Here is a 22,215-nt window from a genome sequence, read left to right on the forward strand (position 1 = left end):
GGCGGCACCGCCTGAAAGCCGGCCGCGCGGTACCCGCCCGGGACCGCGCGAGGCGCCCACCCCGGCTCGAAGAATCACACGATCCCTGGCAAGGTGGCTCCATGGCTGAACGGGGAGCGAACGCCCTGTCACTCCCGGACGACTGGCCCGCGCACTCGGATCCGATCCTGGCGCTCAACCGCATGGGCAGCTTCGACTGGGACCTGGACGCGGGTCTGTTCATCATGGACCCCCTGGCCGAGGAGATCTTCGACGTCCGCCCCGGCGAGTACGACGGCCGGCCCGAGAGCCTGGCCGACCGGGTGCCGCGGGCCGAGGGCGACCGCCTCGACGCCCTGGTGGCCAAGGCGCTCAAGGACGGCAGCGAGAACTACGGCACCTACTTCCGTATCCGCCGCCGCGACGGCAGCCTGCGCTGGACCCACACCCAGGGCTACATCCGGCGCGACGAGACGGGCCGCCCGCGCCGGATCATCGGCATCGTCCGGGACGCGACGGAGGAGCTCAGCGACAGCGCGGCCCGGCAGGAGCGCGCCGCGCAGGCGGCGGCCCGGCGCGACCAGACCAACGTGGTGGAGGCCGCCACCGCCGCCCTCGCCCACGCCCGCACGGTCCAGGACGTCATCGACGTGGTCAAGGACACCCGCGGCCTCGCCCTGCTCGGCTCCACCAGCCTGGTCCTCGGCCTGGTCGAGGCGGGCCGGATCCGGCTGGTCGCCGAGGGCCCGGCGGGCAGCTTCGTGCCCGGCACCCTGGTCACCCGGATCGACGAGCCCTACCCGATGAGCGAGACGGTACGGACCCTGAGCCCGTGCTTCATCGAGTCCCCGGAGGACTTCTCCGAGCGCTTCCCCGTCCTGTGGCCGCACATCACCGGGCTGAACATCACCTCGGCGGCCTATCTGCCGCTGATCGCACAGGCCCGCCCGATCGGCTCCATGGGGCTGCTCTACAACGACCGGCGCGGCTTCTCCCAGGAGGAGCGCAACGTGCTGGTCGCCCTCGGCAGCAGCATCGCGCAGAGCCTGCAGCGGGCCATGCTCTACGAGCAGGAGAAGGACCTGGCGCAGGGCCTCCAGCAGGCGATGCTGCCGCGCACCATCCCCAGCGTGCCCGGCGCCGACGTCGCCGTGCGCTACCGCTCCGGGTACGCCGGCGGCTCCCTGGGCCGCGACATCGGCGGCGACTGGTACGACCTGATCCCGCTGCCGGGCGGCCGGGTCGGCGCCGTCATCGGTGACGTCCAGGGCCACGACACGCACGCCGCCGCCGTCATGGGCCAGTTGCGCATCGTGCTGCGCGCCTACGCCGCCGAGGGCCACACCCCGGCCACGGTGATGGCCCGCGCCTCCGTCTTCCTGCACGAACTGGACACCGACCGCTTCGCCACCTGCCTGTACGCGGAGGCGGACCTGTCCACCGGCGTCGTCCAGGTGGTGCGGGCCGGGCACATCGACCCGCTGGTGCGGGGCGACGACGGCACCTGCCGCCGTATCGCGGTCGACGGCGGTCTGCCGCTCGGGCTGTCCGCCGAGTTCGGCAGCCTGGAGTACCCCGTCGCCGCCCTGGAGCTCGACCCCGGACAGACCCTGGTGCTGTGCACCGACGGCCTGGTGGAGCAGCCCGGGGCCGACCTGGACGACGGCATGAGGGATGTCACCGCGCTGATCGCCGGGGGCCCGGAGGACGTACGGGACCTCGCCGACCTGCTCATCGACGCGGCCGAGGAGCGCGGCGGCGACGACGACGTGGCCCTGCTGGTGCTGCGCCGCCGGGGCCTGACCGAGCGGCAGCCCGTCAGCCGGCTCCAGCGGCACGTGGTCCCCGGCGACCCGGATGCGCTGAGCGACACCCGGCACATGATCCGCTCCACGGTCCGTGCCTGGGGCGCCCGGGAACGCTCCGACGAGATCGAACTCGTGGCCGACGAGCTGATCACCAACGCCCTGATGCACACCGAGGGCGCCGCGATCGTCACCCTGCGGGTGCTTACCGGCACCGACCGGCGGCTGCGGGTCGAGGTCGAGGACTCCTCCAGCGCCCTGCCGCGCCGCCGGGAGCCGGGGGAGGTGGGCGTCTCCGGCCGCGGGCTGCTGCTCGTCGACCGGCTCACCGACGTGTGGGGCGTCGAGGCCCGGGGCGGCGGCAAGTGCATGTGGTGCGAGTTCGTGGTGCCGGAACGCGCCTGACCGGCGCGGGCGGGGGTGTGGACGGAGGGCGCGCAGCGCGGGCCCGGTGCGCGCCCGGCGGCTCCCCGGGTGCGCCCGCGCGGCGTTGTCGGCGCCGGGTGGCACTCTGGACCCATGCCGGAACTGCCCGAGGTCGAAGCGCTCAGGGACTTCCTCACCGACCATCTCGTCGGCCACGAGATGGTCCGGGTGCTGCCCGTCGCCGTCAGCGTCCTCAAGACCTACGACCCACCCGTCACCGCCCTCCAGGGCCGGCCGGTCACGGCGGTGGGCCGGTACGGCAAGTTCCTCGCCGTCGCGACTCAGGGCGGCCCGCACCTCGTGACCCACCTCGCCCGCGCGGGCTGGCTGCAGTGGAAGGACCCGCTGCCGCAGGCCCCGCCACGCCCCGGCAAGGGGCCGCTCGCCCTGCGCGTCGCCCTGGAGACCGGCGCGGGCTTCGACCTCACCGAGGCCGGCACCCAGAAGCGGCTCGCGGTGTACGTCGTAGGGGATCCGCGGGACGTGCCGGGGGTGGCCCGGCTCGGTCCGGACCCGCTGGCCGACGACTTCGACGAGGCGCGCCTCGCGGGCCTGCTCGCGGGGGAGCGGCGCCAGATCAAGGGCGCGCTGCGCGACCAGAGCCTGATCGCGGGAGTGGGCAACGCCTACAGCGACGAGATCCTGCACGCGGCGAGGATGTCCCCGTTCAAGCTCGCCGCCTCCCTCACACCGGAGGAGACCGCGCGACTGCACGCGGCGCTGCGCACCACCCTGACGGAGGCCGTCGAGCGCTCCCGGGGCATCGCCGCCGGACGGCTCAAGGCCGAGAAGAAGAGCGGCCTGCGGGTGCACGGCCGCACCGGCGAGCCCTGCCCGGTCTGCGGCGACACCATCCGTGAGGTCTCGTTCAGCGACTCGTCCCTGCAGTACTGCCCGACCTGCCAGACGGGCGGCAAGCCGCTGGCGGACCGCAGACTGTCCCGGCTGCTGAAGTAGCGCCCCGCCCGGGGTTCGCGGCGCCGGTCAGTGCGAGGCCAGGGTCACCAGGGGCCGCCCGTCCGCCGTGCGCACCTCGAAGCGGGCGATCTCACCCGTATGCATCGCGGTACCGCCCGCCATGGTGTTCGGCCGGGCGTCGTGCGAGGGGACCGCCCAGCTGGTCACCGTCTGCTCCGAGCCGTCGCGGCCGACGACGACGAGCCGGCAGGAGCGGGGGCCCGCCCCGTCCTTGATCCTCAGCTCGACCTGGCTGCCCCAGTCCGCGTTCTCCGCGCTGACCTGCGCCCACACGCCCGTCCGGGCGTCGGTCGCCGAGACCTGCATCGGCTCCTTCCCGGCCCCGGACCCGGACCCGGCCACGAACGCGATCCCGGGTCCGGCCACGGCGAACACCACCGAGGCGGCCACGGCGTACAGCAGGCGGCGGCGTCCGGCCCGGCGCCGCCGGGACACCTCGCCGACGAGCCGGTCCAGCAGCCGGGGGCCGGGCTGGGTCATGGGGTGCACGAAGCGCGGTGTGGCCCGCCGGTACAGCATCAGCTGCCGCGCGGTGGGACCGAACTCGGTGACGTGCGCCGCGCAGCGCGGGCACTCCATGAGGTGGTCCTCGAAGCGGAAGGCGTCCGCCTCGTCCAGCACGCCGAGCGCGTACGCGCCGACGTCGCGATGCCGTTCCAGGGACCTCATGCCGAATCCTCGTGCCGATGAGTGCGGGTGGGGTTACTCCTTGCTCCCACCCGTACGCACCGGACAGCCGAATCACTCAAGCCACGGATCACAGAATGGCAACCAAGACGTTCGGAGCGGTCCGGGCCGCGGATTGGTGCGAATCTAAAAAAGATGGATCGCGAGGTGCCCGAGGGGCAGTCCGAGCCGCCAGGCCGGTGTCCACACCTTCGGCCCCTCGTCCTCCCCGATCAGTCCCGCGCCGCCCGGGACCGCGTCCAGGTCGGGGGCGAGCAGTTCGGTCTCCTCCAGCCAGCGCCAGGCGGCCTCGGCCAGCGCCAGGTCCGGCGAGGGCACACCGGCGGCGTGCGCGTCGGCCGCCAGCTCGGCCATCCGCTCGCCCACCCAGTGCTGCCACGGCTGGTCGTACGCCGTCAGCGACATCCAGGTCTCCAGCTGTGAGACCACCTGGATGCCGGACAGTTCACCACTCGTGTCGGAGAGGAAGACGGTCAGCGCCAGCGCGTCCCGCCCGGCGCGGAACTCGAAGGACGTGGGCGGCATCAGATCGCCGGTGCGCAGCAGCTCGTCGGCGATGTACTCGGCGTACAACCACGCCATGGGGACGGCCAGTTCACCGCCACCGCTGCCGTCCGTGCTCTCGTGACCTCTGTGCAGCATCCCTTCCCTGCCTTCCTCCGGTGCGTGCGCGTCGCCCGGGACCGAACCCTGGGACCCCTGTCCGGAACACGGATGAGGACAGCCGATTACTCAACGAGGGTCCTCAGCAAGGCACTTTACGGAGGTTTGACTCACGGTCCGGTTTCACCGCAGGTCGGCCGCATATCCCGGAAGTACCCGGCGCAGGGCGCGCAGCGCGTAGTACGCGCGGGACTTCACGGTACCGGGCGGAATCCCCAGTGTTTGCGCCGCTTCCGCCACACTCGCCCCCTGGAAATACACCAGCACCAGGACTTCACGGTGTTCCGGAGTGAGTGTCTTCACAGCCTCGCGCACGTCGAGCGTCGCGGCGGAGCGCTCGGCGTGGTCGGCGATCACCCGCGCGTTCTCCAGCACCGCGTCCCCGACCTCCGGCGGCCGCGCCTGCCGGGCCCGGCGCGCGTCGATGGCGAGCCGGCGCGCGACGGTCAGCAGCCAGGGCCGTACGGAGTCGAAGGCGTCGGCGCGCAGCGCCTCGGGATGCTGCCAGGCGCGGACGAGGGTCTCCTGCAGGAGGTCCTCGGCGCGCTGCCGGTCGCCGTCGCAGAGCCTGAGCAGCAGCGCGAAGAGCGGCCTGCCGTGCTCGCGCTGCAGTGCGGCGAGCTCGTGCTCGGCGGTCGTCGTCCCGTGCGGGATCGGGAGGGTCATTCCGGCCGTCATGGCCGTATGGCACCGCGAAGGTCCCGGCGGGGACAGGGCGCGCGCACGGCTCTGCGGCGGACGGTCGATCGCGTCGACGAACGGTTCGACGAACGGTCACCGGATCACGGAAGCACGCCGGACGGGTTAACGGAGGGGGCGATCCCGTTTGCGGCGGCGGCCATTTTCGTACCCATTCATCTGACCGTACGACTTTGTCCGACGCATGATCGCAGTGGGGTGAACCGATGATCGCACGCAGACGGCAGGTGGCCCTGGCCGTGACGGCCCTCCTCGCCGCGGCGGCCGCCTGCCAGGCCCACCAACGGGAGCAGCACGCCGCGCCGGGGCATCCGGCGCCGCGCGCGGCGTCCGCCGCCGCCCTCCCGCCCGTCGCCGGCGGCGAAGTCCGGGCTTCCGACGACTCGTCGAGACGTTGAGACGTTGAGCCGTTCAGCCGTGGAGCCGTGGAGCCGTAGAGCCCTTCAGTCCTTCAGCCCTTGAGCCGTGGAGCCGGGCCTGAGCCGGGCCCGGGCCGCGCGGCTAGCGCCGCGCCAGCGCCGACCGCTTGTACGAGTAGGCGAAGTAGATCACGCATCCGATCAGGAACCACACGGCGAACCGCACCCAGGTCTGCCACTGCAGGAACGTGATCAGCCAGATCGAGAAGACCACGCCGAGGGCCGGCACGAACGGCATCCACGGCGTGCGGAAGGCGCGCGGCAGCTCCGGCTGCCGGTAGCGCAGCACGATCACCGCCGTGCACACCACCACGAACGCCAGCAGAATGCCGATGTTGGTCAGCTCGGCCGCCTCGGCGATCGGCAGGAACCCGGCGATGACCGCCGAGGCCAGCCCGACGATCCACGTCACCCGCGTCGGCACGTGCCGCGTGGGATGCGTCTTCGCGAACCACTTGGGCAGCAGCCCGTCCCGGGACATGGCGAACCACACCCGGGTCACGCCCAGCATGAAGGTGAACATCACGGTGAGGATGCCGATGATGGCGCCCACCGCGATCACGTCCGCCAGCCCGCCCAGGCCCACCGACTTGAACGCCGTGGAGAAGCCGCTCTCCTTGTCGATCTCCTTGTAGTTCTGCATACCGGTCAGCACCAGGCAGGCCGCCACGTACAGCACCATCGAGATCGCCAGCGAGTAGACGATCGCCTTGGGCATGTGCCGCTGCGCGTCCCGCGACTCCTCCGCCGCCGTCGACATCGCGTCGTAGCCGAACACGGCGAAGAACACCGTCGCCGCACCGGTGAACGTCCCGCCGATGCCGTACGGGAAGAACGGCCGGTAGTTGGCGGTCGTGATGTGGAAGACGCCGACCCCGATCACCAGCAGCACCACCAGGACCTTCAGCGCCACCACGAACGTCTCGAAGCGGGCCGCGCTGCGCATACCGAGGTTCAGCAGCCACGCGATGAGCAGACACAGCACGGCCGCGAACAGGTCGACCCGGTGCCCGGCACCGGTGCCCGGCGCGCCCAGCATCCAGGACGGCAGCTGCGCGCCCATGTCCTCGACGAGGAAGCCGAAGTAGCCGGAGATGCCGATCGCGACCACCGCCACGATCGCCGTGTACTCGAGCAGCAGGTCCCAGCCGATGAACCAGCCCGCGAACTCGCCGAGCACCGCGTATCCGTAGGTGTAGGCCGAGCCCGCCTTCGGGATCAGACCCGCGAACTCGGCGTACGACAGCGCCGCCGCCGCGCTGGCGAGGCCGGCGATGAGGAAGGACACGACCACCGCCGGGCCCGCCGTGCCGTTGGCCACCGTACCGGCGAGGGTGAAGATGCCCGCGCCGATGATGCCGCCCACACCGATCGCGGTCAGCTGCCACAGGCCCAGCGAGCGCTCCAGCCGGGGGCCCTCGGCGACCTCCGTCTCTTCGATGTGCTCGATGGGTTTGCGGCGGAGAATGCCCTCGCCCATTCGGAGTCCGGCCATGCGCCTCACCTCTTCGCAGACGGCAAACGGCTGACGGCGGATCATGATGGCCCAGCACTGCCGGTCAGGGAAGACACCACGCACGACCGGGACGGCGACGGCCGCCCCGGCCCGCCGCGGTGAGCTACGGTCGCCCCGGCCCGCAGCGGTGAGTTACGGCACCACCGTCACCGGCCACCGCCCCGCCTTCACCAGACGCACCGCGACCGAGCCGACGATCCGGTGGCCGGCCTGCTCGGAGGCGCCCACCACCACGGCATCCGCCTTGAGCTCGTCGGCGGCCGTGACCAGGCCGTTGTACGGGTCGCCCCGGAAGGTGTGGAACTCCCAGCGGATCTCGTATATCCCCTTGACCCGCTCGGCCGCCTCGCGGATCTGCTGGACCAGGTCCTCGGCGATCTCGTCGGTCGCCTCCGCCACCGGCGCACCGAGCGCGGCACCCGCCGTCATCACCGGCTGCACGTACACGACGGCGAGCAGGGCGTGCTGCCTGCGGGCCAGACCGCCCGCGTAGGCCGCGGCCCGCATCGACGAGTCGGAGCCGTCCACTCCGACCAGGATCACCTTCGGCCCGTCCGTGCCCCGCTCGAACCGCTGTGCGTGCTGTTCCGTCACGTCGTGAGGCTATCGGAGGCCGCGGCCGGCACCGGAGCGCGGGCCACTTCGACGGGCGCGGCGCACGGGGTGTTCCTACAGTCGGAACATGAGCGCCACCCCGAAGGAACCATGACCGCCACCGCCGACGCCGCCCCGGCCGCGGCCGGGGCCGGAAGCCGGCCCGGGCGGCCGCCCCGCGACGGCTTCCTCCACCGGGTGCCCGAAGGCGTCGGTGCCTTCTTCGGCGCCCTCGGCCTGTTCTGCGTCCTGCTGGACCTCGTCGCCCCGCTGCGCGTGCTGCTCCGCCCGGTCGTCCGCGCCCTCGAACTCCTCCTCGTCCCGGTCAGCGCCAACCTCGCCTACGCCGCCTTCCTCTTCCTGCTGGCCGCGGCGACCGCCGCCCGCAAGAAGGTCGCCTGGTGGCTGGTCGTCGTCTACCTGGGCCTCGTGGTCCTCAGCGACGTGCTCGGCCTGGCGGCCGGCGAGTACGCCGAGTCGCTGCCGTCCCTCGTGGTCTGCTCCCTCGCGCTGCTGCTGCTCATCGCCGCCCGCGACGAGTTCTACGCCGCCTCCCGCCGCGGCGCCGTGTGGCGGGCGCTGGCCGTGCTGGCCGCCGGGATCGCGGCGGCGATCCTGGCCGGCTGGGGCCTGGTAGCGCTCTTCCCCGGCACCCTGCCCGAGGGCCAGTACCTGGCCTGGGCCGCCGACCGGGTCTGCGGCGGCCTGGTCGGCGCACGCGCCTTCGACGGCCGCCCGCCGCGCGCCGTCACCTTCCTGCTCGGCCTGTTCGGCGCGCTCGCCCTGCTCAACGCCGCCGCCACGCTGTTCCGCTCGCAGCGTCTGGAGGCGGCCCTGCACGGCGACGAGGAGGACCGTATCCGCGCCCTGCTGGCGGCCTACGGCGAAGAGGACTCCCTCGGCTACTTCGCCACCCGCCGCGACAAGGCCGTGGTCTTCTCGCCGAGCGGCAAGGCCGCCGTCACCTATCGCGTCGAGGCCGGGGTGTGCCTGGCCAGCGGCGACCCCGTCGGCGACCGCGAGGCCTGGCCGCACGCCATCGCCGCCTGGCTGGACGTCGCCCGCCGCCACGCCTGGGCACCCGCCGTGATGGGTGCCTCCGAGGACGGGGCCAGGGCCTACGCCCGCGCCGGACTCGGCGCCCTGCAACTGGGCGACGAGGCGATCGTGCACGTCGCCGACTTCGACCTCGCGGGCCGGGACATGCGCGTGACCCGGCAGGCCGTGCACCGCGTCCGGCGCACCGGCGCCACCTGCCGCATCCGCCGCCACGCCACCCTCGGCGACGCCGAGATGGAGGAGGTGATCGACAAGGCCGACGCCTGGCGCGACACCGAGACCGAACGCGGCTTCTCCATGGCCCTGGACCGCCTCGGCGACCCCGCGGACGGCGACTGCCTCCTCGTGGAGGCCCTCAGCGCCGACGGGCGGCTGCTCGCCCTGCTCTCCTTCGTCCCCTGGGGCCGCGACGGCGTCTCCCTGGACCTGATGCGCCGGGACCGCGCCGCCCCCAACGGCGTCATGGAGTTCATGGTCGCCGAGCTGTGCGCGGCCGCACCGAAGCGGGGCGTGCACCGCATCTCGCTGAACTTCGCCGTCTTCCGCTCGGCGTTCGAGGAGGGCGCCCGCATCGGCGCCGGACCGGTGCTGCGGCTGTGGCGCCGCCTGCTGCTTTTCCTCTCCCGCTGGTGGCAGCTGGAGGCGCTCTACCGCTCCAACGCCAAGTACCACCCCGAGTGGTACCCCCGCTTCATCTGCTACGGAGACGCCGCCCAGCTCGCCCGGATCGGCCTGGCCTCCGGCATCGCCGAGGGCTTCGTCTCCGTACCCTCGCTGCGCAAGCTATGGGGCAAGGGCCACACCGGGCACGGAGCCGGGCCCGCCGCGCCGGGCGCCCCGTCCGCCCCGGCGGCCCCCGGCGCCGGCGAGGAGCGGCGGGCCGCACCCGCCGACCCGCTCGCCGGCCTGCCCGAGCAGGTCCGGGTGCGCCACCGCACCCTGGACCGGCTGCGCGCCGCCGGCACCGACCCCTACCCGGTCGGCGTCCCGGCCCGCACCCGGACCCTCGCCGAGGTCCGCGACGGGGAACAGGTCACGGTCGCCGGGCGGATCATGCTGATGCGCGACTTCGGCGGCATCGTCTTCGTCGTCCTGCGCGACTGGTCCGGCGACCGCCAACTCGCCCTCACCCGCTCCGGCTCCGGCCCGGCCCTGGACCGCTTCACCGCCGACGCGGACCTCGGCGACCACATCACCGCCACCGGCCGGGCGGGCGTCAGCGACCGGGGCGAGCCGACCGTCTTCGTCACCTCCTGGACGCTGCTCGGCAAGTGCCTGCACCCGCTGCCCGACAAGCGCCGGGGCCTCGCCGACCCCGAGGCGAGAATCCGGCGCCGCCACCTCGACCTGGTGACGAGCCCCGAGGCCCGCGCCGTCGTCCGCACCCGCTCCACCGCCGTCCAGGCCCTGCGCCAGGGCCTGCTGGACCGCGGCTTCCTCGAGGTCGAGACCCCGATGCTGCAACAGGTCCACGGCGGCGCCCACGCCCGCCCCTTCACCACCCACATCAACGCCTACGACCTGGACCTGTACCTGCGCATCGCCCCCGAGCTGTACCTGAAGCGGCTCTGCGTCGGCGGCCTGGAGCGGGTCTTCGAGCTGGGCCGCACCTTCCGCAACGAGGGCGTCTCCTACAAGCACAACCCCGAGTTCACGATGCTGGAGGCCTACCAGGCCTACGCCGACTACGACGTGATGCTCGACCTCACCCGCGAACTGATCCAGGCCGCCGCGACCGCCGCCCACGGCCGCGCGGTCGCCCGCCGGGGCGGCACCGAGTACGACATCTCCGGGCCCTGGCCGGTCAAGACCGTGCACGGCGCGATCTCCGAGGCGCTGGGGGAGGAGATCGACGCGGGCACGGACCTGGCGGTGCTGCACCGGCTCTGCGACCGCGCGGGCGTGCCCTACACCGCGGACGACGGCCCCGGGGACGTGGTCCTGGAGATGTACGAGCGGCTGGTGGAGGAACGGACCGGGCCGCCCACCTTCTACAAGGACTTCCCGACCGAGGTCTCCCCCCTCACCCGGCAGCACCGCACCGACCCGCGCCTCGCCGAGCGCTGGGACCTCGTCGCCTTCGGCACCGAACTCGGCACCGCCTACTCGGAACTGACCGACCCCGTCGAGCAGCGGCGCCGCCTCACCGCCCAGTCGCTGCTCGCCGCCGGCGGCGACCCCGAGGCGATGGAACTCGACGAGGACTTCCTCGACGCCCTCGCCTACGCCATGCCGCCCACCGGCGGCCTCGGCCTCGGCGTCGACCGCCTGGTCATGTTCCTCACCGGACTGACCATCCGCGAGACGCTGCCCTTCCCGCTGGTGCGCCGCCGCTGAGCGGGACCGGCCCGGCACTGGGCCGGGCGGGTGTTTTCCCGGCTCCGCTCCGGCCGTCGCGTGGTCCCGCGGTGCTCCACGGGCGACTGATGAGTCATGCAGAAGGAACAGTTGCTCACACGGCGGCGGGCCCTGCTCGCCGGGGTCGCCGCTCTGGGGGCGGCGGGAGCGGCCGGCACCGCCGGTCTGCTGTTCCCCGGCTCCTCCGGCTCCTCCGGTCCTCCCGTGCGGCCCGCCGGCCCGGTCGCGGGCTCCCCGGCGCGCGGTGCCCTCGCCCCCTCCGCCTACCGTCTGCGGCCCCTGACGGGTGAGGGCACGCCACGCGCCGTCCCCGGGCCGCCCCGGGTACGCCGCGCGCCGATCCTGCGCATGTCCGGACGCGGCCGCACCATGATGCTGACGTTCGACGACGGTCCCGACCCCCGCTACACCCCGCACATCCTGGACACGCTGGCCAGGTACGACGTCCGGGCCACGTTCTTCGTGTGCGGGGGGAGGGCCGACGGGAACCGGGACCTGCTGGCCCGGATGGCCGACGAGGGACACGTCGTCGGCAACCACACCTGGACCCACCCGCTGCTCACCAAGCTCTCCCGCCGCCGCATCCGCGCCGAGATGGAACGCACCAGCGACATCATCGAACGCGCCTACGGCGAACGCCCCCTGTGGTTCCGCGCCCCCTACGGCGCCTGGAACCGGGCGACCTTCCAGCTCGGCGCCGAGATGGGCATGGAACCGCTGGCCTGGACGCTGGACAGCTTCGACTGGACCGAACCGCCCCCCGTCGCCGACGCGATCACCGACCAGGTCGTGGGCGGCGCCGCCCCCGGCTTCCTGGTCCTCAACCACGACGCCGGCGGCGACCGTTCGCAGAGCGTCCGCGCGCTGCGCGCCTACCTGCCGGAGCTGCTGGACGAGGGCTACCACCTGACCGTGCCCCGCCGGTCGTACACCTGACCCGGCGTCGGGGCCCGCCGGGCCGGGCGCCGCTCAGCGGACCTCGGCCGGTGGACCTCGGTCAGCGGACCTCGGCCGGTGGACCTCGGTCAGCGGACCTCGGCCGGTGGACCTCGGTCAGCGGACCTCGGCCGGTGGACCTCGTGGAGCGGACCTCGGCCGGTGGACCTCGGTCAGCGGACCTCGGTCAGGCGGGCGAAGACGACGACGTTGCCGTCGTAGCCGATCCCCTGGGAGAAGCCGCCGCCGCAGGTGATCACCCGCAGCTCCGGTGCCCCCTTCGAACCGTATACGCGCTCCCCGGGGAAGCCGTTCTTGGGGAACACCTCGACGCCGTAGATCCCGAACACGGCCGTCCTGCCGTCCTGCCGCCGGATCTCGATCCTGCTCCCCTTCCGCAGCGCGCCCAGTCCGTAGAACACGGCGGGACCGGTCCTGTTGTCGACATGGCCGACGACGACGGCGGTGCCCTTCTCGCCGGGGGTCACCGCACCGGTGAACCAGCCCGCCAGATTCGGGTTCTCCGGCGGCGGCGCGCCGACCCAGCCGTCCGCGTCCAGACCGACCGGTGTGAGGGGCGCGTCGACCCGGATCACGGGGATCCTGACCCGCCGCGGAACCGAGTACGGCAGGGGTGCGGGGGCCGCCGAGGACGTACGGCCGCCGTCCGGGGCGACCGCTCTCGCGGGCTGCGGCGGGCCGGTGCCGAACTCACCCGAGCCGCCGCGGACGAGCGCGATCCCGGTGAGCAGGACGAGCGCCGTCACGCCCCACGGGACATGCTTACGCGGTACGCGCTCCTCCTCCTCGCCGACCGCCCCGGACAGCCCGCCCACAGACATCCGCTCTCCTCTCCCGCTCCGGCCGTCGCCCCTGCACGCCCGCTCACGAGAACGCTAAGGACCGCACGCGCGGCCGGCGACGGGGCGGGCGCGAACGGGTGGCCCGGCGGCCCTCGCCGCGCCGTCCCATGGCTTCGGGCCCGGTGCCGGGCCGTGGTCAGGTGCCGTTCTCGCCGGAGCGGCGGCGCGCGAGGCAGTACGCCGCGCCGAGCGACCCGGTGACGAGGGCGGTGCCGATGCCGAGTTCCTCGAGGCCGGGGCCGGCGAGGGTGCCGCCCTCGCCCGCGCGGACGCCGTGCTGGACGGCGGCCGGGCCGCCGCCGTCCTGGCCGTGGCCGCCGGCGATCGTCAGGTCCGCGGCCCCGCTGTGGCCGTCGCAGGTGAACGTCACCTGGTAGACGGCACCCGGCCGGGCGTCCCCGTCGCCCCGCACGGTCTGGGACGACCGCCCGCGCGGGATGCTGACCGCGTCGAAGACACCGGACGACACGGTCGCGGGGCCCCGGCAGCCGCCCTGGCCGCGATCGATCTCCAGCGTGACCTGCGCGCCCGGCGCGACGGTGGACGGCCTCACGCCGACCCGGAACGCGCTGCCGCCGGGACGGCCGTCGCCGCCGCTCGCCACGGCGGCAGGGGCGGCCAGGGCGAGAGCGGCGACGGCCGGCAGCGCGGCCGAGGCGGCACGTACGACGCGCATGACGGATCCTCCCGGTTCCCGAGGAGCGGTCGCGGACCTGCTGCGTCCGTGCCGGAGACGCGCCTCGACGATCGAAACGCTAGGAAGGTCCGCGCCCGGCCGCGATCGCACCCGGGCGAACGGAGCAACCGGGTGCGCCGCCCGGGGGACGGCTCTCCCGACGCCCCGTCGGCTGAGGGGCCGTCACCGTCCCGGTCAGTGGCCGAGGTGGGGGAACAGGGCCAGGAAGGGGTCCGCCGACGCCGCGATGCCCCGGCTGAAGGGCGCGTCGAAGTCCCAGATCAGGAAGAGCAGGAAGGCGATCAGCGCGGAGAACAGCCCGGCGAGGATCAGCTCCCGGGTCGTCCGTCTGATCTGGAGCGCGAACACCATGCCGATGGTGATCACGGCGCCCGCGATCAGCCCGAACCACACCACGCCCGGCATGGTCGCCCCCGTGGAGTCTGCCCGCGCGGCGCGTGCCTGGTCGGCCGCGGACACCTGGTCCACGAGCGGCTGGTACGCCTGCGCCTGGAAGTCCGACGTCGGGCGGTAGTCGGTGACGTCCGCGCGGACCCGGTCGAGCAGCCGGCCGCCCTGCGGCGTGACCTCGCCGCGGTCCGCCATCGCCTTCCACTCGGTGGTGACGACGTGTCCGACATAGGCGTTGACATCGGAGCGAATGCGGTCACGGACATCGGGCGGGTAGACCCGGACCCGTTCGGAGATCTCGTGCAGCGCCTGCGCCTCAGCCTGGACGTGGTCCTGCGCGGCGACGCGGCCCTCCCAGACACCGGCGATGGCCAGGCCCAGGACGATGGCGTACACCACGCCGATCCACATCGTCATGTACTCGATGACGTCCGGGGTCTCACTGGGATCGTCGTCCTCGGCCGCCGTGCGGTGCCGCAGGAAGGTGACGATGACGACCACGGCGCAGGCGGCCAGCATCGCGAGGACGAGAACAAGCCATTCCGACAACAGTTTCCTCCAGGGGTCGGTGCGGGGGATCGGTGTCTGGGATCGGTGCGAGGGGCCGGGGTGAGGGGTCGGGGTGAGGACGCGTGAGGGTCAGCGCGGACGGAGCGCGGCGACGGCGGCCAGCGCGGGCACCGCGATGAGCAGGACGTAGGTGACCGGCGACGGGCCGTGCTGGGGCGTGCGCCGGTGCGGTCGGGGGTGGTACGACGGGTAGCTCACCGGGGCCACCGACGGGTGGGGGCGGGGCTTGGGCGCCGGCTTCGGAGCCGGTTCCGGAGGCGGGGCGGGCGCCGGCGGGGGTGCCGGGCGCGGAGGGGGTGGCGGCGCGGGCCGCGGCTTCACGGGCGGAGGCACCGGGCGGGGAGCCGGCTTGGGCGGAGGCGGCGGTGGGGGTGGTGGAGGCGGGGGAGGCGGGGGAGGCGGGGGGCTGGGGGTCGGGGTGGGAGTGGGTGCCGGGGTGGGTCCGCACGGCGGGAACGCCGGCCAGGAGCCGCTGGCCACCGACACCGCCACCATGCCGTCCGGGCCCGTGGAGGCGTACGCGCAGGCGTCGGCCGCGGCCGTTCCGCTCGGCACGCCCACGCACAGCCATGCCAGCGTCACCGGGGCCAACACCCGGAGAATGAGGGCGAATCGGGTCGGTTCGGGTCGATGCACGTCGAAGATCATGAGCCGTGACACGCCCCGGCACTCCGCCGGAAGCGTGGATTGCCCCGAAGGAGGGACGGGTGGCGCGAAACATGTCACGGCTCTCGGAAAGAAATTCGCGCCGCCGTTGAACACAACCACCGCTCCCGTGCGTACCCAGTGTCGTGCGGCGGCGCAGCAGGGCGCCACAACACCATTGGGATCATTGGGAGTTGACGATGAAGACCTCCTGGCGGAGCGCCTCGCTCGTGGCGACGGCCGCGGCCGTGCTGGCGCTGACGACGGCGTGCGGTCAGGAAAGCACTCCGCCGGCGGGCAGTCAGAACGTGGGCGCGACGGCCCCGGTCGGCGGCTACGGCAGCGCGGGCACGGGCAGCGGCGTCGGTGCGGGCACGGGGGTCGGCAACGGCTACGGCGCCGACGGCCAGCAGTCCGCGGGCGGCTCCAAGTCCGCGGGGAAGCTCGCCGTCTCCGCCAACGCGGAGCTGGGCAAGGTGCTGACCGACAGCGCCGGGATGACCCTGTACCGCTTCGACCAGGACACGGCCGAACCCCCCAAGTCCTCCTGCGACGGCGACTGCGCCAAGACCTGGCCCCCGGTCCCGGCGGACGACGCCACCGCCGGCGCCGGCATCGACAAGGCCCTGCTGGGCGAGGTCACCCGCTCCGACGGCACCAAGCAGCTGACCGTCGCCGGCTGGCCCGCGTACCGCTACGCGAAGGACGCCAAGGCCGGTCAGACCAGCGGCCAGGGTGTGGGCGGCAAGTGGTTCGCCCTCGCGCCCGACGGCAAGAAGGCCTCGCTGTCGAGCCTGCCCGGCCTGTCGGTGAAGAAGTCCGACCTCGGCGACATCGTCGTCGACAAGAACGGCATGACGGTCTACCGCTTCCTGAAGGACGAGGCGTGGCCCAAGCCGGTGTCCGCCTGCACCGGGGCGTGCCTGGAGAAGTGGCCGGCCGTGGCCCCGGTCACCGCCAACGACACCAAGGGCGTCAAGAAGAAGGGCCTGATGGGCTTCACCCGGCCGGACGGGGTCAAGCAGATGACCGTGAACTGCTGGCCGATCTACACCTTCTCCGGGGACAAGGTGCCCGGGGACATCAACGGCCAGGGCGTCGGCGGCACCTGGTACGCCGTCTCCCCGGACGGAAAGCCGGTCGGTGCACCGGCGAAGTAGGTAACCCACCGACCGGACCGCCCCCTCCGCACCGCACGGAGGGGGCGGTTCGCCGTGTCCGCGTGTCCCCGCGACTGCTCCGACGCGGGCGCCGGCAGGGAGAGTGCCGCAGGCAGCGACCGGGAACGGATGGTCAATTTCCGGTTCCGCTCGCTCCTTTGGCGGGCGATCAGTAGCCTCTGCTCGAACACCGGATCGCCTCAGCCTTGGAGAGATCGATGGAGCGTCCCGCCTGGGCCCCCCGGAGCATCGACATCTCGGTGCCCAGCGTCGCTCGCATCTACGACTACTACCTGGGCGGTTCGCACAACTTCGAGGTCGACCGGGAAGCGGCCCGCAGGGCCATGGAGTTCCTGCCGGGCCTCCCCAAGATCATGCAGGCCAACCGGGCGTTCATGCGCCGGGCCGTGCGCTTCGCCCTCGACGAGGGCGTCACCCAGTTCCTGGACATCGGCTCCGGCATCCCCACCTTCGGAAGCGCCCACGAGGTCGCCCAGGCCGCCCGCCCCGGCGCGCGCGTGGTGTACGCCGACCACGACCCGGTGGCGGTCGCCCACAGCCAGGCGGTCCTCGCGGGCAACGACGACACGGACGTCGTCGCGGCCGACCTGCGCAAGCCCTCGGACATCCTCAACAGCCACCAAGTGGAACGGCTGATCGACCTGAATCGGCCAGTCGCGCTGCTTCTCGTTGCCATACTGCACTTCGTGGAAGACGCGGACGAACCTTACTGTGCGGTGGAACAGTTGCGAGACGCACTCGCGCCCGGCAGCCTGCTCGTACTCACGCATGCCTCGTACGAGGGAATCCCCCTGCCGCCGGAACGGAGCGAGGGCGCGGTCGACGTGTACAAGGACATTCGCAATCCGCTGATCATGCGTTCGCGCGACGAGATCGCGCGGTTCTTCGAGGGGTACGACATGGTGGAGCCCGGACTGGTGCCGATGCCTCAGTGGCGGCCGGAGACGGCACCGGAGGACGAGGATCCGTATGCCTTCTCCGGTTTCGCCGGCGTGGGGCGTACGGCGTGAGCGCGGAACCGGACGGGCCGGAGGACAGACTGCGCCGGCTGACGACGATCTGGAGCCGGGCGGTCTTCCCGGTCACCGCGACGTCGCTCACCCGGCCGGAACTCGAGGAACGACTCCTGCCGCTGGCCCGCCGGTTGAGCCGGGCGCTGCGGGCCAGGACGTTCGACGCCGACGAGGGCGAGGCGGTCGGCGCGGCGCTGGTCGGCGCGCACTGCACCGCCCCCGAGGCGCTCAGCCGTTCCCTGGACTGCGTGGACGCCTACCTGGTGCTGTACTGCGGCGGGGACGGCGAGCAGGAGGACCTGCGCGCCCGCTCCTCCCGGCTGCAGCACGCGATGGCCGCCGGGTTCGCCCGGGCGCTGCGGGATCGCACCCTCGCCGAGCAGGAGGCGATCGCGCAGGCCGCGCTGCGCGCCCAGGGCGTGGTGGCGAAGGAGCTGCACGCGAGCGAGGCCCGGTTCCGGGCGGTGTTCGAGGGCGCGGCCATAGGTATCGGGATCGCCGACCTGGACGGCAACATCCTCCAGGGCAACGGCGCGTTGCTGCGCATGTTCGGCGGGGCCGAGCCGGGGATGCGCGGCCGCAACTTCAAGGAGTGGACGCACGCCGAGGACGCCCCGCAGATCTGGCGGCTGTACGAGGAACTCGTGCGCGGCGAGCGTGAGCACTACCACGTGGAGAAGGCCTTCTCCCGCCCCGACGGAACGGCCCTGTGGACCAACCTGAGCGTCTCCCTGCTGCGGGACGCCGAGGGCAGGCCCCAGTACCAGCTCGCCCTGATGGAGGACACCACCGAGCGGCGGCTCCTGAACCTCCGCCTGCGCTACGAGGCCACCCACGACGCCCTCACCGGCCTGCCCAACCGCACCCTGTTCTTCGAACGCCTGGAGAAGGCGCTGAACGCGGGCGAGGGCCAGCGCTTCGGTCTGTGCTATCTCGACCTGGACGGCTTCAAGACCATCAACGACAGCCTCGGGCACGCCGCCGGCGACCGGCTGCTCGTCGAGGTCGCCGACCGCCTCCAGTCCTGTGCGACGGCGCCCGGCGAGATGGTCGCCCGGCTCGGCGGCGACGAGTTCGTCGCGCTGACCACCGGGCCCGACACCGAACGCGAGGTGGACGAGCTCGCCGCCCGCATCATGAACGCCCTCGTCGCGCCGGTCAGCGTCGACGGCCGGGAGCTGACCGTGCGCGGCAGCATCGGCATCGTCGAGGGGCCGGTGGGCGAGCGCAGCGCGGCGGAGGTGCTGCGCAGCGCGGACATCACCATGTACCGGGCCAAGTCGGCCGGCGGCAACCGCTTCGAGCTGGCCGACCCGGAGGCGGACGCCCGCGTCATCACCCGGCACGGGCTGACCACGGCCCTGCCGACGGCCCTGGACCGGGGCGAGTTCTTCATCGAGTACCAGCCGCTGGTGCACCTCGGCGACGGCAGTGTGCGGGGCGCCGAGGCGCTGGTGCGCTGGCTGCACCCGCAGCACGGGGTCCTCGGCCCCGACCGGTTCATCCCGCTCGCCGAGCACACCGGGCTGATCGTGCCGCTGGGCCGCTGGGTCATGGAGCAGTCGGTCCGTCAGGCCCGCGAGTGGCGCCGGCACCACGGGGACGGCTCCGCGGGGCCGCTGCGCATCAACGTCAACCTCTCGCCGTGCCAGCTCTCGCACCCCCATCTGGTGCAGGACACCGTCGAGATCCTGGAGCGGGAGGGCGTGGAGCCCGACGCCCTGTGCCTGGAGGTCACCGAGTCGGCCCTCATCGGCGCCGAGGACGATCTGCTCAAACCGCTGCGCCGGCTGGCCGAGATGGGCGTCGACATCGCCCTGGACGACTTCGGCACCGGCTACTCCAACCTGGCCAACCTGCGCCGGCTGCCCGTGAGCGTGCTGAAGCTGGACCGATCCTTCACCCGGGGGATGCAGCAGTTCCCGGCGGACCCCGTGGACCTCAAGATCGTCGAGGGGATCGTCGCCCTCGCGCACAGCCTCGACCTCGCGGTCACCGTGGAGGGCGTGGAGACCGGCGCCCAGGCCGAGCAACTGCGCATTCTGGGCTGCGACACCGCCCAGGGCTGGTACTACGCCCGCCCCGGCCCCCCGGAACGCCTCCACGAACTGACCCTGGTGGACGCGACGGGCTGAGCCGGACGGCCCGTCCGCCTCGGCGGCCGGTGGGACCGCACGCCTCCGGCCGTGACCGTCGCGCCCGCCCCGCCCGCTTCCGCGCGGCGCCCGCCCCGCCCGCTTCCGCGCGGCGTCCGGCCTGCTCGCTTTCGTGCGGCGCCCGGCTCGCCCGCTTTCGTGTGGCGTCCGCCCCGCTCGCTTGCGCGTGGTGACCGGCCCGTCCGCCTCAGCGGGCGACCGGACCGCGCACTTACGTGCGGCGTCCGGCTCGCCCGCTTTCGTGCGGCGCCCGGCCTGCTCGCTTTCGTGCGGCGTCCGGCTCGCCCGCTTTCGTGTGGCGTCCGCCCCGCTCGCTTGCGCGTGGTGACCGGCCCGTCCGCCTCAGCGGGCGACCGGACCGCGCGCTTACGGCTTTGACCGGCCCCTGCGCTGCCGCGCGGCGCCCGGCTCGCTTCTGCCCGGCTCCCGGGCCGTCCCGCCTCCGCCCGGCGACCGGCCCGCCCGCCGCCCGGCCTGGGTCCGCTGCCCGCGCGCGGTCTGCGGGCGTCCGTCCGGCGCCCGGCGACCGGCCCAGGCGACCCTCGTCCGCGGGCCGGTCCGTCCGCCGCCGCCCGGGCCCGCGGGCATCCGCCGCTCGCCCGCACCCGGGCCCGCAGCCCGGTCTGCTGCCATCCGCCCGCGGCCACCCCGCAGGCCTTCGCCCTGCGGGCACGGCGGGCGGTGGGCCGCCCGCTCCGGCGGGCCTTGCAGTCGGGGCGGAACGGTCCGCAGATATCCGCCCGGCGCCCGGCCCTGCGACACCAGCCCGCGCTCGGCCCGCACCTCGCTGCCCCGGTGCCCGGCCCGCGGACGGATACTCGCTACCACGCCCCAGACCTCCGCCTGCCGTTCCCGGTCCTCCGTCCGCCCGCGGTTTCCGCCCGCCGCCCGGCCCGGGCGATCTCACCGCTCCAGCAGCATCCGCTGGAGTTCCCGGGCCGCCCGTGGTGGGGCCACGTCGCTGCGGTGGGCCAGGGCGATGGTGCGGTGCAGGCCGGGCCGGGCCAGTGGGGTGACGCGCAGGCCGCGGCCGGACCGGGTCGCGACCATGCGCGGGACGACGGCCACCCCGAGCCCCGCCCGGACGAACCCCAGGACCGCGTCCATCTCGCCGCCCTCGACCGCGAAGTCCGGCTCGAAGCCCTCGGCGCGGCACGCGGCGACGGTCAGTTCCCGCAGGTCGTAGCCGTGCCGGAACATCACCAGACGCTCGCTCTCCAGGTCCGACACCCGTACCGTCCGCCGGCCCCCGCCCGGCGCGGACGCCTCCGGCGACGACACCACCACCAGGTCCTCGCGCAGCAGCTCCACCGTGGTCAGCGCCGGGGACGGAGTGGGCAGCGGGAGCACGACCAGCGCCAGGTCCAGGGCCCCGCGCGCCAGTTCCCGTACGAGGTCGTGCGAGCCGCCCTCCTCGATCAGCAGCCGGATGCCCGGATAGCGGTCGTGGAAGGCCCGCAGCACGTCCGGCAGCAGCCCGGTGCACAGGCTCGGCGTCGCGCCGAGCCGCACCCGGCCGCTGCGCAACTGCGCCAGCTCCTGCACCTCGTGCCGGGCCGTGTCCGCGTCGGCGAGGATGCGGCGGGCCAGCGGCAGCAGCGCCTCGCCCGCGTCGGTGAGCGTGATGTTGCCCCGGGCCCGCAGGAACAGGTCGGCCCCCAGCTCCCGCTCCAGGGCCTTGATCTGCTGGGACAGGGACGGCTGGGCCACGTGTACCAGCTCGGCGGCCCGGGTGAAGTGCCGGGTCTCGGCGACGGCGACGAAGTACTGGAGTTGCTGGAACTGCACGCTGCCATCATAGGCCCCAGCTATCGAAACGAGCCGGACCATGTCTTGGACCGATGGGGTCGTTCGGCCCTAGCGTGCTGAGTCATGGCACTGGCAACGAGGACGGGCCGACGGCCGTCCATGGCACGCACCGTGTGGGACTCCACCGTCGGCAAGAAGACCGTGATGGCGGTCAGCGGACTCGTCATGCTGCTGTACCTGGTCGCCCACATGATCGGGAACCTGAAGATCTACTTCGGGGCCGGCGAGTTCAACCACTACGCCCACTGGCTGCGCACCGTCGGCGAGCCGTTCATGCACTACGAGTGGACGCTCTGGATCGTCCGGGTCGTGCTGGTCGCGGCCGTCGTCGCGCACGCCGTCTCCGCCTACCAGCTCAGCCGCCGCGACATCAGGGCGCGCCCGGCGAAGTACGTCCACAAGCGGCCCCGGGCGAGCTACGCGACCCGCACCATGCGCTGGGGCGGGATCATCCTCGGTCTGTTCGTAGTCTGGCACCTTCTGGACCTGACCACCGGCACCGTGCACTCCGGCGGTTTCCAGGAGGGCCGGCCGTACCAGAACGTCGTGGACACCTTCTCCACCTGGTACGGCGACGTGATCTACATCGTCGCCATGCTCGCGCTCGGCCTGCACATCCGGCACGGCTTCTGGAGCGCCGCCCAGACCCTCGGCGTCGGCAGCCGCACCCGCGACCGCGCCCTGAAGACCCTCGCAAACGTCCTCGCGCTGCTGCTCACGGCCGGTTTCATCGCCGTACCCGTGGGTGTCATGACCGGAGTGGTGAGCTGAC

General features: G+C 73.4%; 19 protein-coding genes. 9 read left to right on the top strand and 10 right to left on the bottom strand.

Going from position 1 to position 22,215, the window contains the following annotated elements; all coding sequences use genetic code 11:
* Positions 1–101 precede the first annotated feature (101 nt).
* Both ACIQ9G_RS06295 and ACIQ9G_RS06300 read left to right on the top strand, forming a co-directional pair.
* Positions 102–2,189: a SpoIIE family protein phosphatase gene (locus ACIQ9G_RS06295; protein WP_403607093.1), complete on the top strand. Its 2,088-nt coding sequence runs from the start codon at positions 102–104 to the stop codon at positions 2,187–2,189.
* A gap of 114 nt (positions 2,190–2,303) precedes the next feature.
* Positions 2,304–3,167: an Fpg/Nei family DNA glycosylase gene (locus tag ACIQ9G_RS06300; RefSeq protein WP_403607095.1), complete on the top strand. Its 864-nt coding sequence runs from the start codon at positions 2,304–2,306 to the stop codon at positions 3,165–3,167.
* Positions 3,168–3,194: 27 nt separating this feature from the next.
* On the opposite strand, the gene ACIQ9G_RS06305 is transcribed toward ACIQ9G_RS06300, so the two are convergent.
* The 3 genes from ACIQ9G_RS06305 to ACIQ9G_RS06315 all read right to left on the bottom strand — a co-directional run bounded on the left by ACIQ9G_RS06305 (position 3,195) and on the right by ACIQ9G_RS06315 (position 5,216).
* Positions 3,195–3,857 carry a zf-HC2 domain-containing protein gene (locus ACIQ9G_RS06305; protein ID WP_403607097.1) on the bottom strand — a complete coding sequence of 221 codons (663 nt, stop codon included), beginning with the start codon at positions 3,855–3,857 and terminating at the stop codon, positions 3,195–3,197.
* A gap of 144 nt (positions 3,858–4,001) precedes the next feature.
* Complete coding sequence (locus tag ACIQ9G_RS06310; RefSeq protein WP_403607099.1) at positions 4,002–4,517, bottom strand: hypothetical protein; 516 nt, start codon at positions 4,515–4,517, stop codon at positions 4,002–4,004.
* A 144-nt stretch (positions 4,518–4,661) separates the two neighbouring features.
* Positions 4,662–5,216 carry a sigma-70 family RNA polymerase sigma factor gene (locus ACIQ9G_RS06315; protein WP_403607101.1) on the bottom strand — a complete coding sequence of 185 codons (555 nt, stop codon included), beginning with the start codon at positions 5,214–5,216 and terminating at the stop codon, positions 4,662–4,664.
* Positions 5,217–5,443: 227 nt separating this feature from the next.
* Between ACIQ9G_RS06315 and ACIQ9G_RS06320 the strand changes: the two genes are divergently transcribed.
* Positions 5,444–5,635: a hypothetical protein gene (locus ACIQ9G_RS06320; protein ID WP_403607103.1), complete on the top strand. Its 192-nt coding sequence runs from the start codon at positions 5,444–5,446 to the stop codon at positions 5,633–5,635.
* 103 nt (positions 5,636–5,738) lie between these two features.
* Here the strand turns inward: ACIQ9G_RS06320 and ACIQ9G_RS06325 are convergent, their stop codons facing one another.
* Together ACIQ9G_RS06325 and ACIQ9G_RS06330 are read right to left on the bottom strand one after the other, a co-directional pair.
* Positions 5,739–7,151, bottom strand: a complete 1,413-nt coding sequence (locus ACIQ9G_RS06325; protein ID WP_403607105.1) for an amino acid permease — start codon at positions 7,149–7,151, stop codon at positions 5,739–5,741.
* A gap of 153 nt (positions 7,152–7,304) precedes the next feature.
* Positions 7,305–7,766: a universal stress protein gene (locus ACIQ9G_RS06330; RefSeq protein WP_403607107.1), complete on the bottom strand. Its 462-nt coding sequence runs from the start codon at positions 7,764–7,766 to the stop codon at positions 7,305–7,307.
* 111 nt (positions 7,767–7,877) lie between these two features.
* Between ACIQ9G_RS06330 and lysX the strand changes: the two genes are divergently transcribed.
* Complete coding sequence (gene lysX, locus ACIQ9G_RS06335; protein ID WP_403607109.1) at positions 7,878–11,162, top strand: bifunctional lysylphosphatidylglycerol synthetase/lysine--tRNA ligase LysX; 3,285 nt, start codon at positions 7,878–7,880, stop codon at positions 11,160–11,162.
* Positions 11,163–11,258: 96 nt separating this feature from the next.
* Complete coding sequence (locus ACIQ9G_RS06340; protein ID WP_403607111.1) at positions 11,259–12,119, top strand: polysaccharide deacetylase family protein; 861 nt, start codon at positions 11,259–11,261, stop codon at positions 12,117–12,119.
* A 173-nt stretch (positions 12,120–12,292) separates the two neighbouring features.
* Here the strand turns inward: ACIQ9G_RS06340 and ACIQ9G_RS06345 are convergent, their stop codons facing one another.
* The 4 genes from ACIQ9G_RS06345 to ACIQ9G_RS06360 form a co-directional block, all read right to left on the bottom strand.
* Entirely contained in the window at positions 12,293–12,961 is a 669-nt protein-coding gene (locus tag ACIQ9G_RS06345; protein WP_403607113.1) for a class F sortase, read from the bottom strand.
* 157 nt (positions 12,962–13,118) lie between these two features.
* A complete protein-coding gene (locus ACIQ9G_RS06350) occupies positions 13,119–13,658 on the bottom strand; it encodes a hypothetical protein (protein WP_403607115.1) in 540 nt (179 codons plus the stop codon).
* Between the two features lie 195 nt (positions 13,659–13,853).
* Complete coding sequence (locus ACIQ9G_RS06355; RefSeq protein WP_403607117.1) at positions 13,854–14,618, bottom strand: hypothetical protein; 765 nt, start codon at positions 14,616–14,618, stop codon at positions 13,854–13,856.
* Between the two features lie 90 nt (positions 14,619–14,708).
* Positions 14,709–14,837, bottom strand: a complete 129-nt coding sequence (locus tag ACIQ9G_RS06360; protein WP_403607119.1) for a hypothetical protein — start codon at positions 14,835–14,837, stop codon at positions 14,709–14,711.
* A gap of 647 nt (positions 14,838–15,484) precedes the next feature.
* Between ACIQ9G_RS06360 and ACIQ9G_RS06365 the strand changes: the two genes are divergently transcribed.
* From ACIQ9G_RS06365 to ACIQ9G_RS06375, 3 genes are all read left to right on the top strand, one after another.
* Entirely contained in the window at positions 15,485–16,444 is a 960-nt protein-coding gene (locus ACIQ9G_RS06365) for an SCO0930 family lipoprotein (RefSeq protein WP_403607121.1), read from the top strand.
* A gap of 218 nt (positions 16,445–16,662) precedes the next feature.
* Positions 16,663–17,475 (top strand): SAM-dependent methyltransferase, encoded by an 813-nt coding sequence (locus ACIQ9G_RS06370; RefSeq protein WP_403607123.1) that lies wholly within the window; start codon positions 16,663–16,665, stop codon positions 17,473–17,475.
* Complete coding sequence (locus ACIQ9G_RS06375) at positions 17,472–19,613, top strand: putative bifunctional diguanylate cyclase/phosphodiesterase (RefSeq protein WP_403607125.1); 2,142 nt, start codon at positions 17,472–17,474, stop codon at positions 19,611–19,613. Before ACIQ9G_RS06370 ends, ACIQ9G_RS06375 begins: the two co-directional genes overlap by 4 nt.
* Before the next feature lie 924 nt (positions 19,614–20,537).
* On the opposite strand, the gene ACIQ9G_RS06380 is transcribed toward ACIQ9G_RS06375, so the two are convergent.
* Positions 20,538–21,422, bottom strand: coding sequence for a LysR family transcriptional regulator (locus tag ACIQ9G_RS06380; RefSeq protein ID WP_403607127.1), 885 nt, complete (start codon positions 21,420–21,422; stop codon positions 20,538–20,540).
* A 120-nt stretch (positions 21,423–21,542) separates the two neighbouring features.
* Between ACIQ9G_RS06380 and ACIQ9G_RS06385 the strand changes: the two genes are divergently transcribed.
* Positions 21,543–22,214: a succinate dehydrogenase gene (locus ACIQ9G_RS06385; protein ID WP_403607907.1), complete on the top strand. Its 672-nt coding sequence runs from the start codon at positions 21,543–21,545 to the stop codon at positions 22,212–22,214.
* Position 22,215: the final 1 nt, after the last annotated feature.

Source organism: Streptomyces sp. NPDC096152 (assembly GCF_044763235.1).
GTDB lineage: Bacteria > Actinomycetota > Actinomycetes > Streptomycetales > Streptomycetaceae > Streptomyces.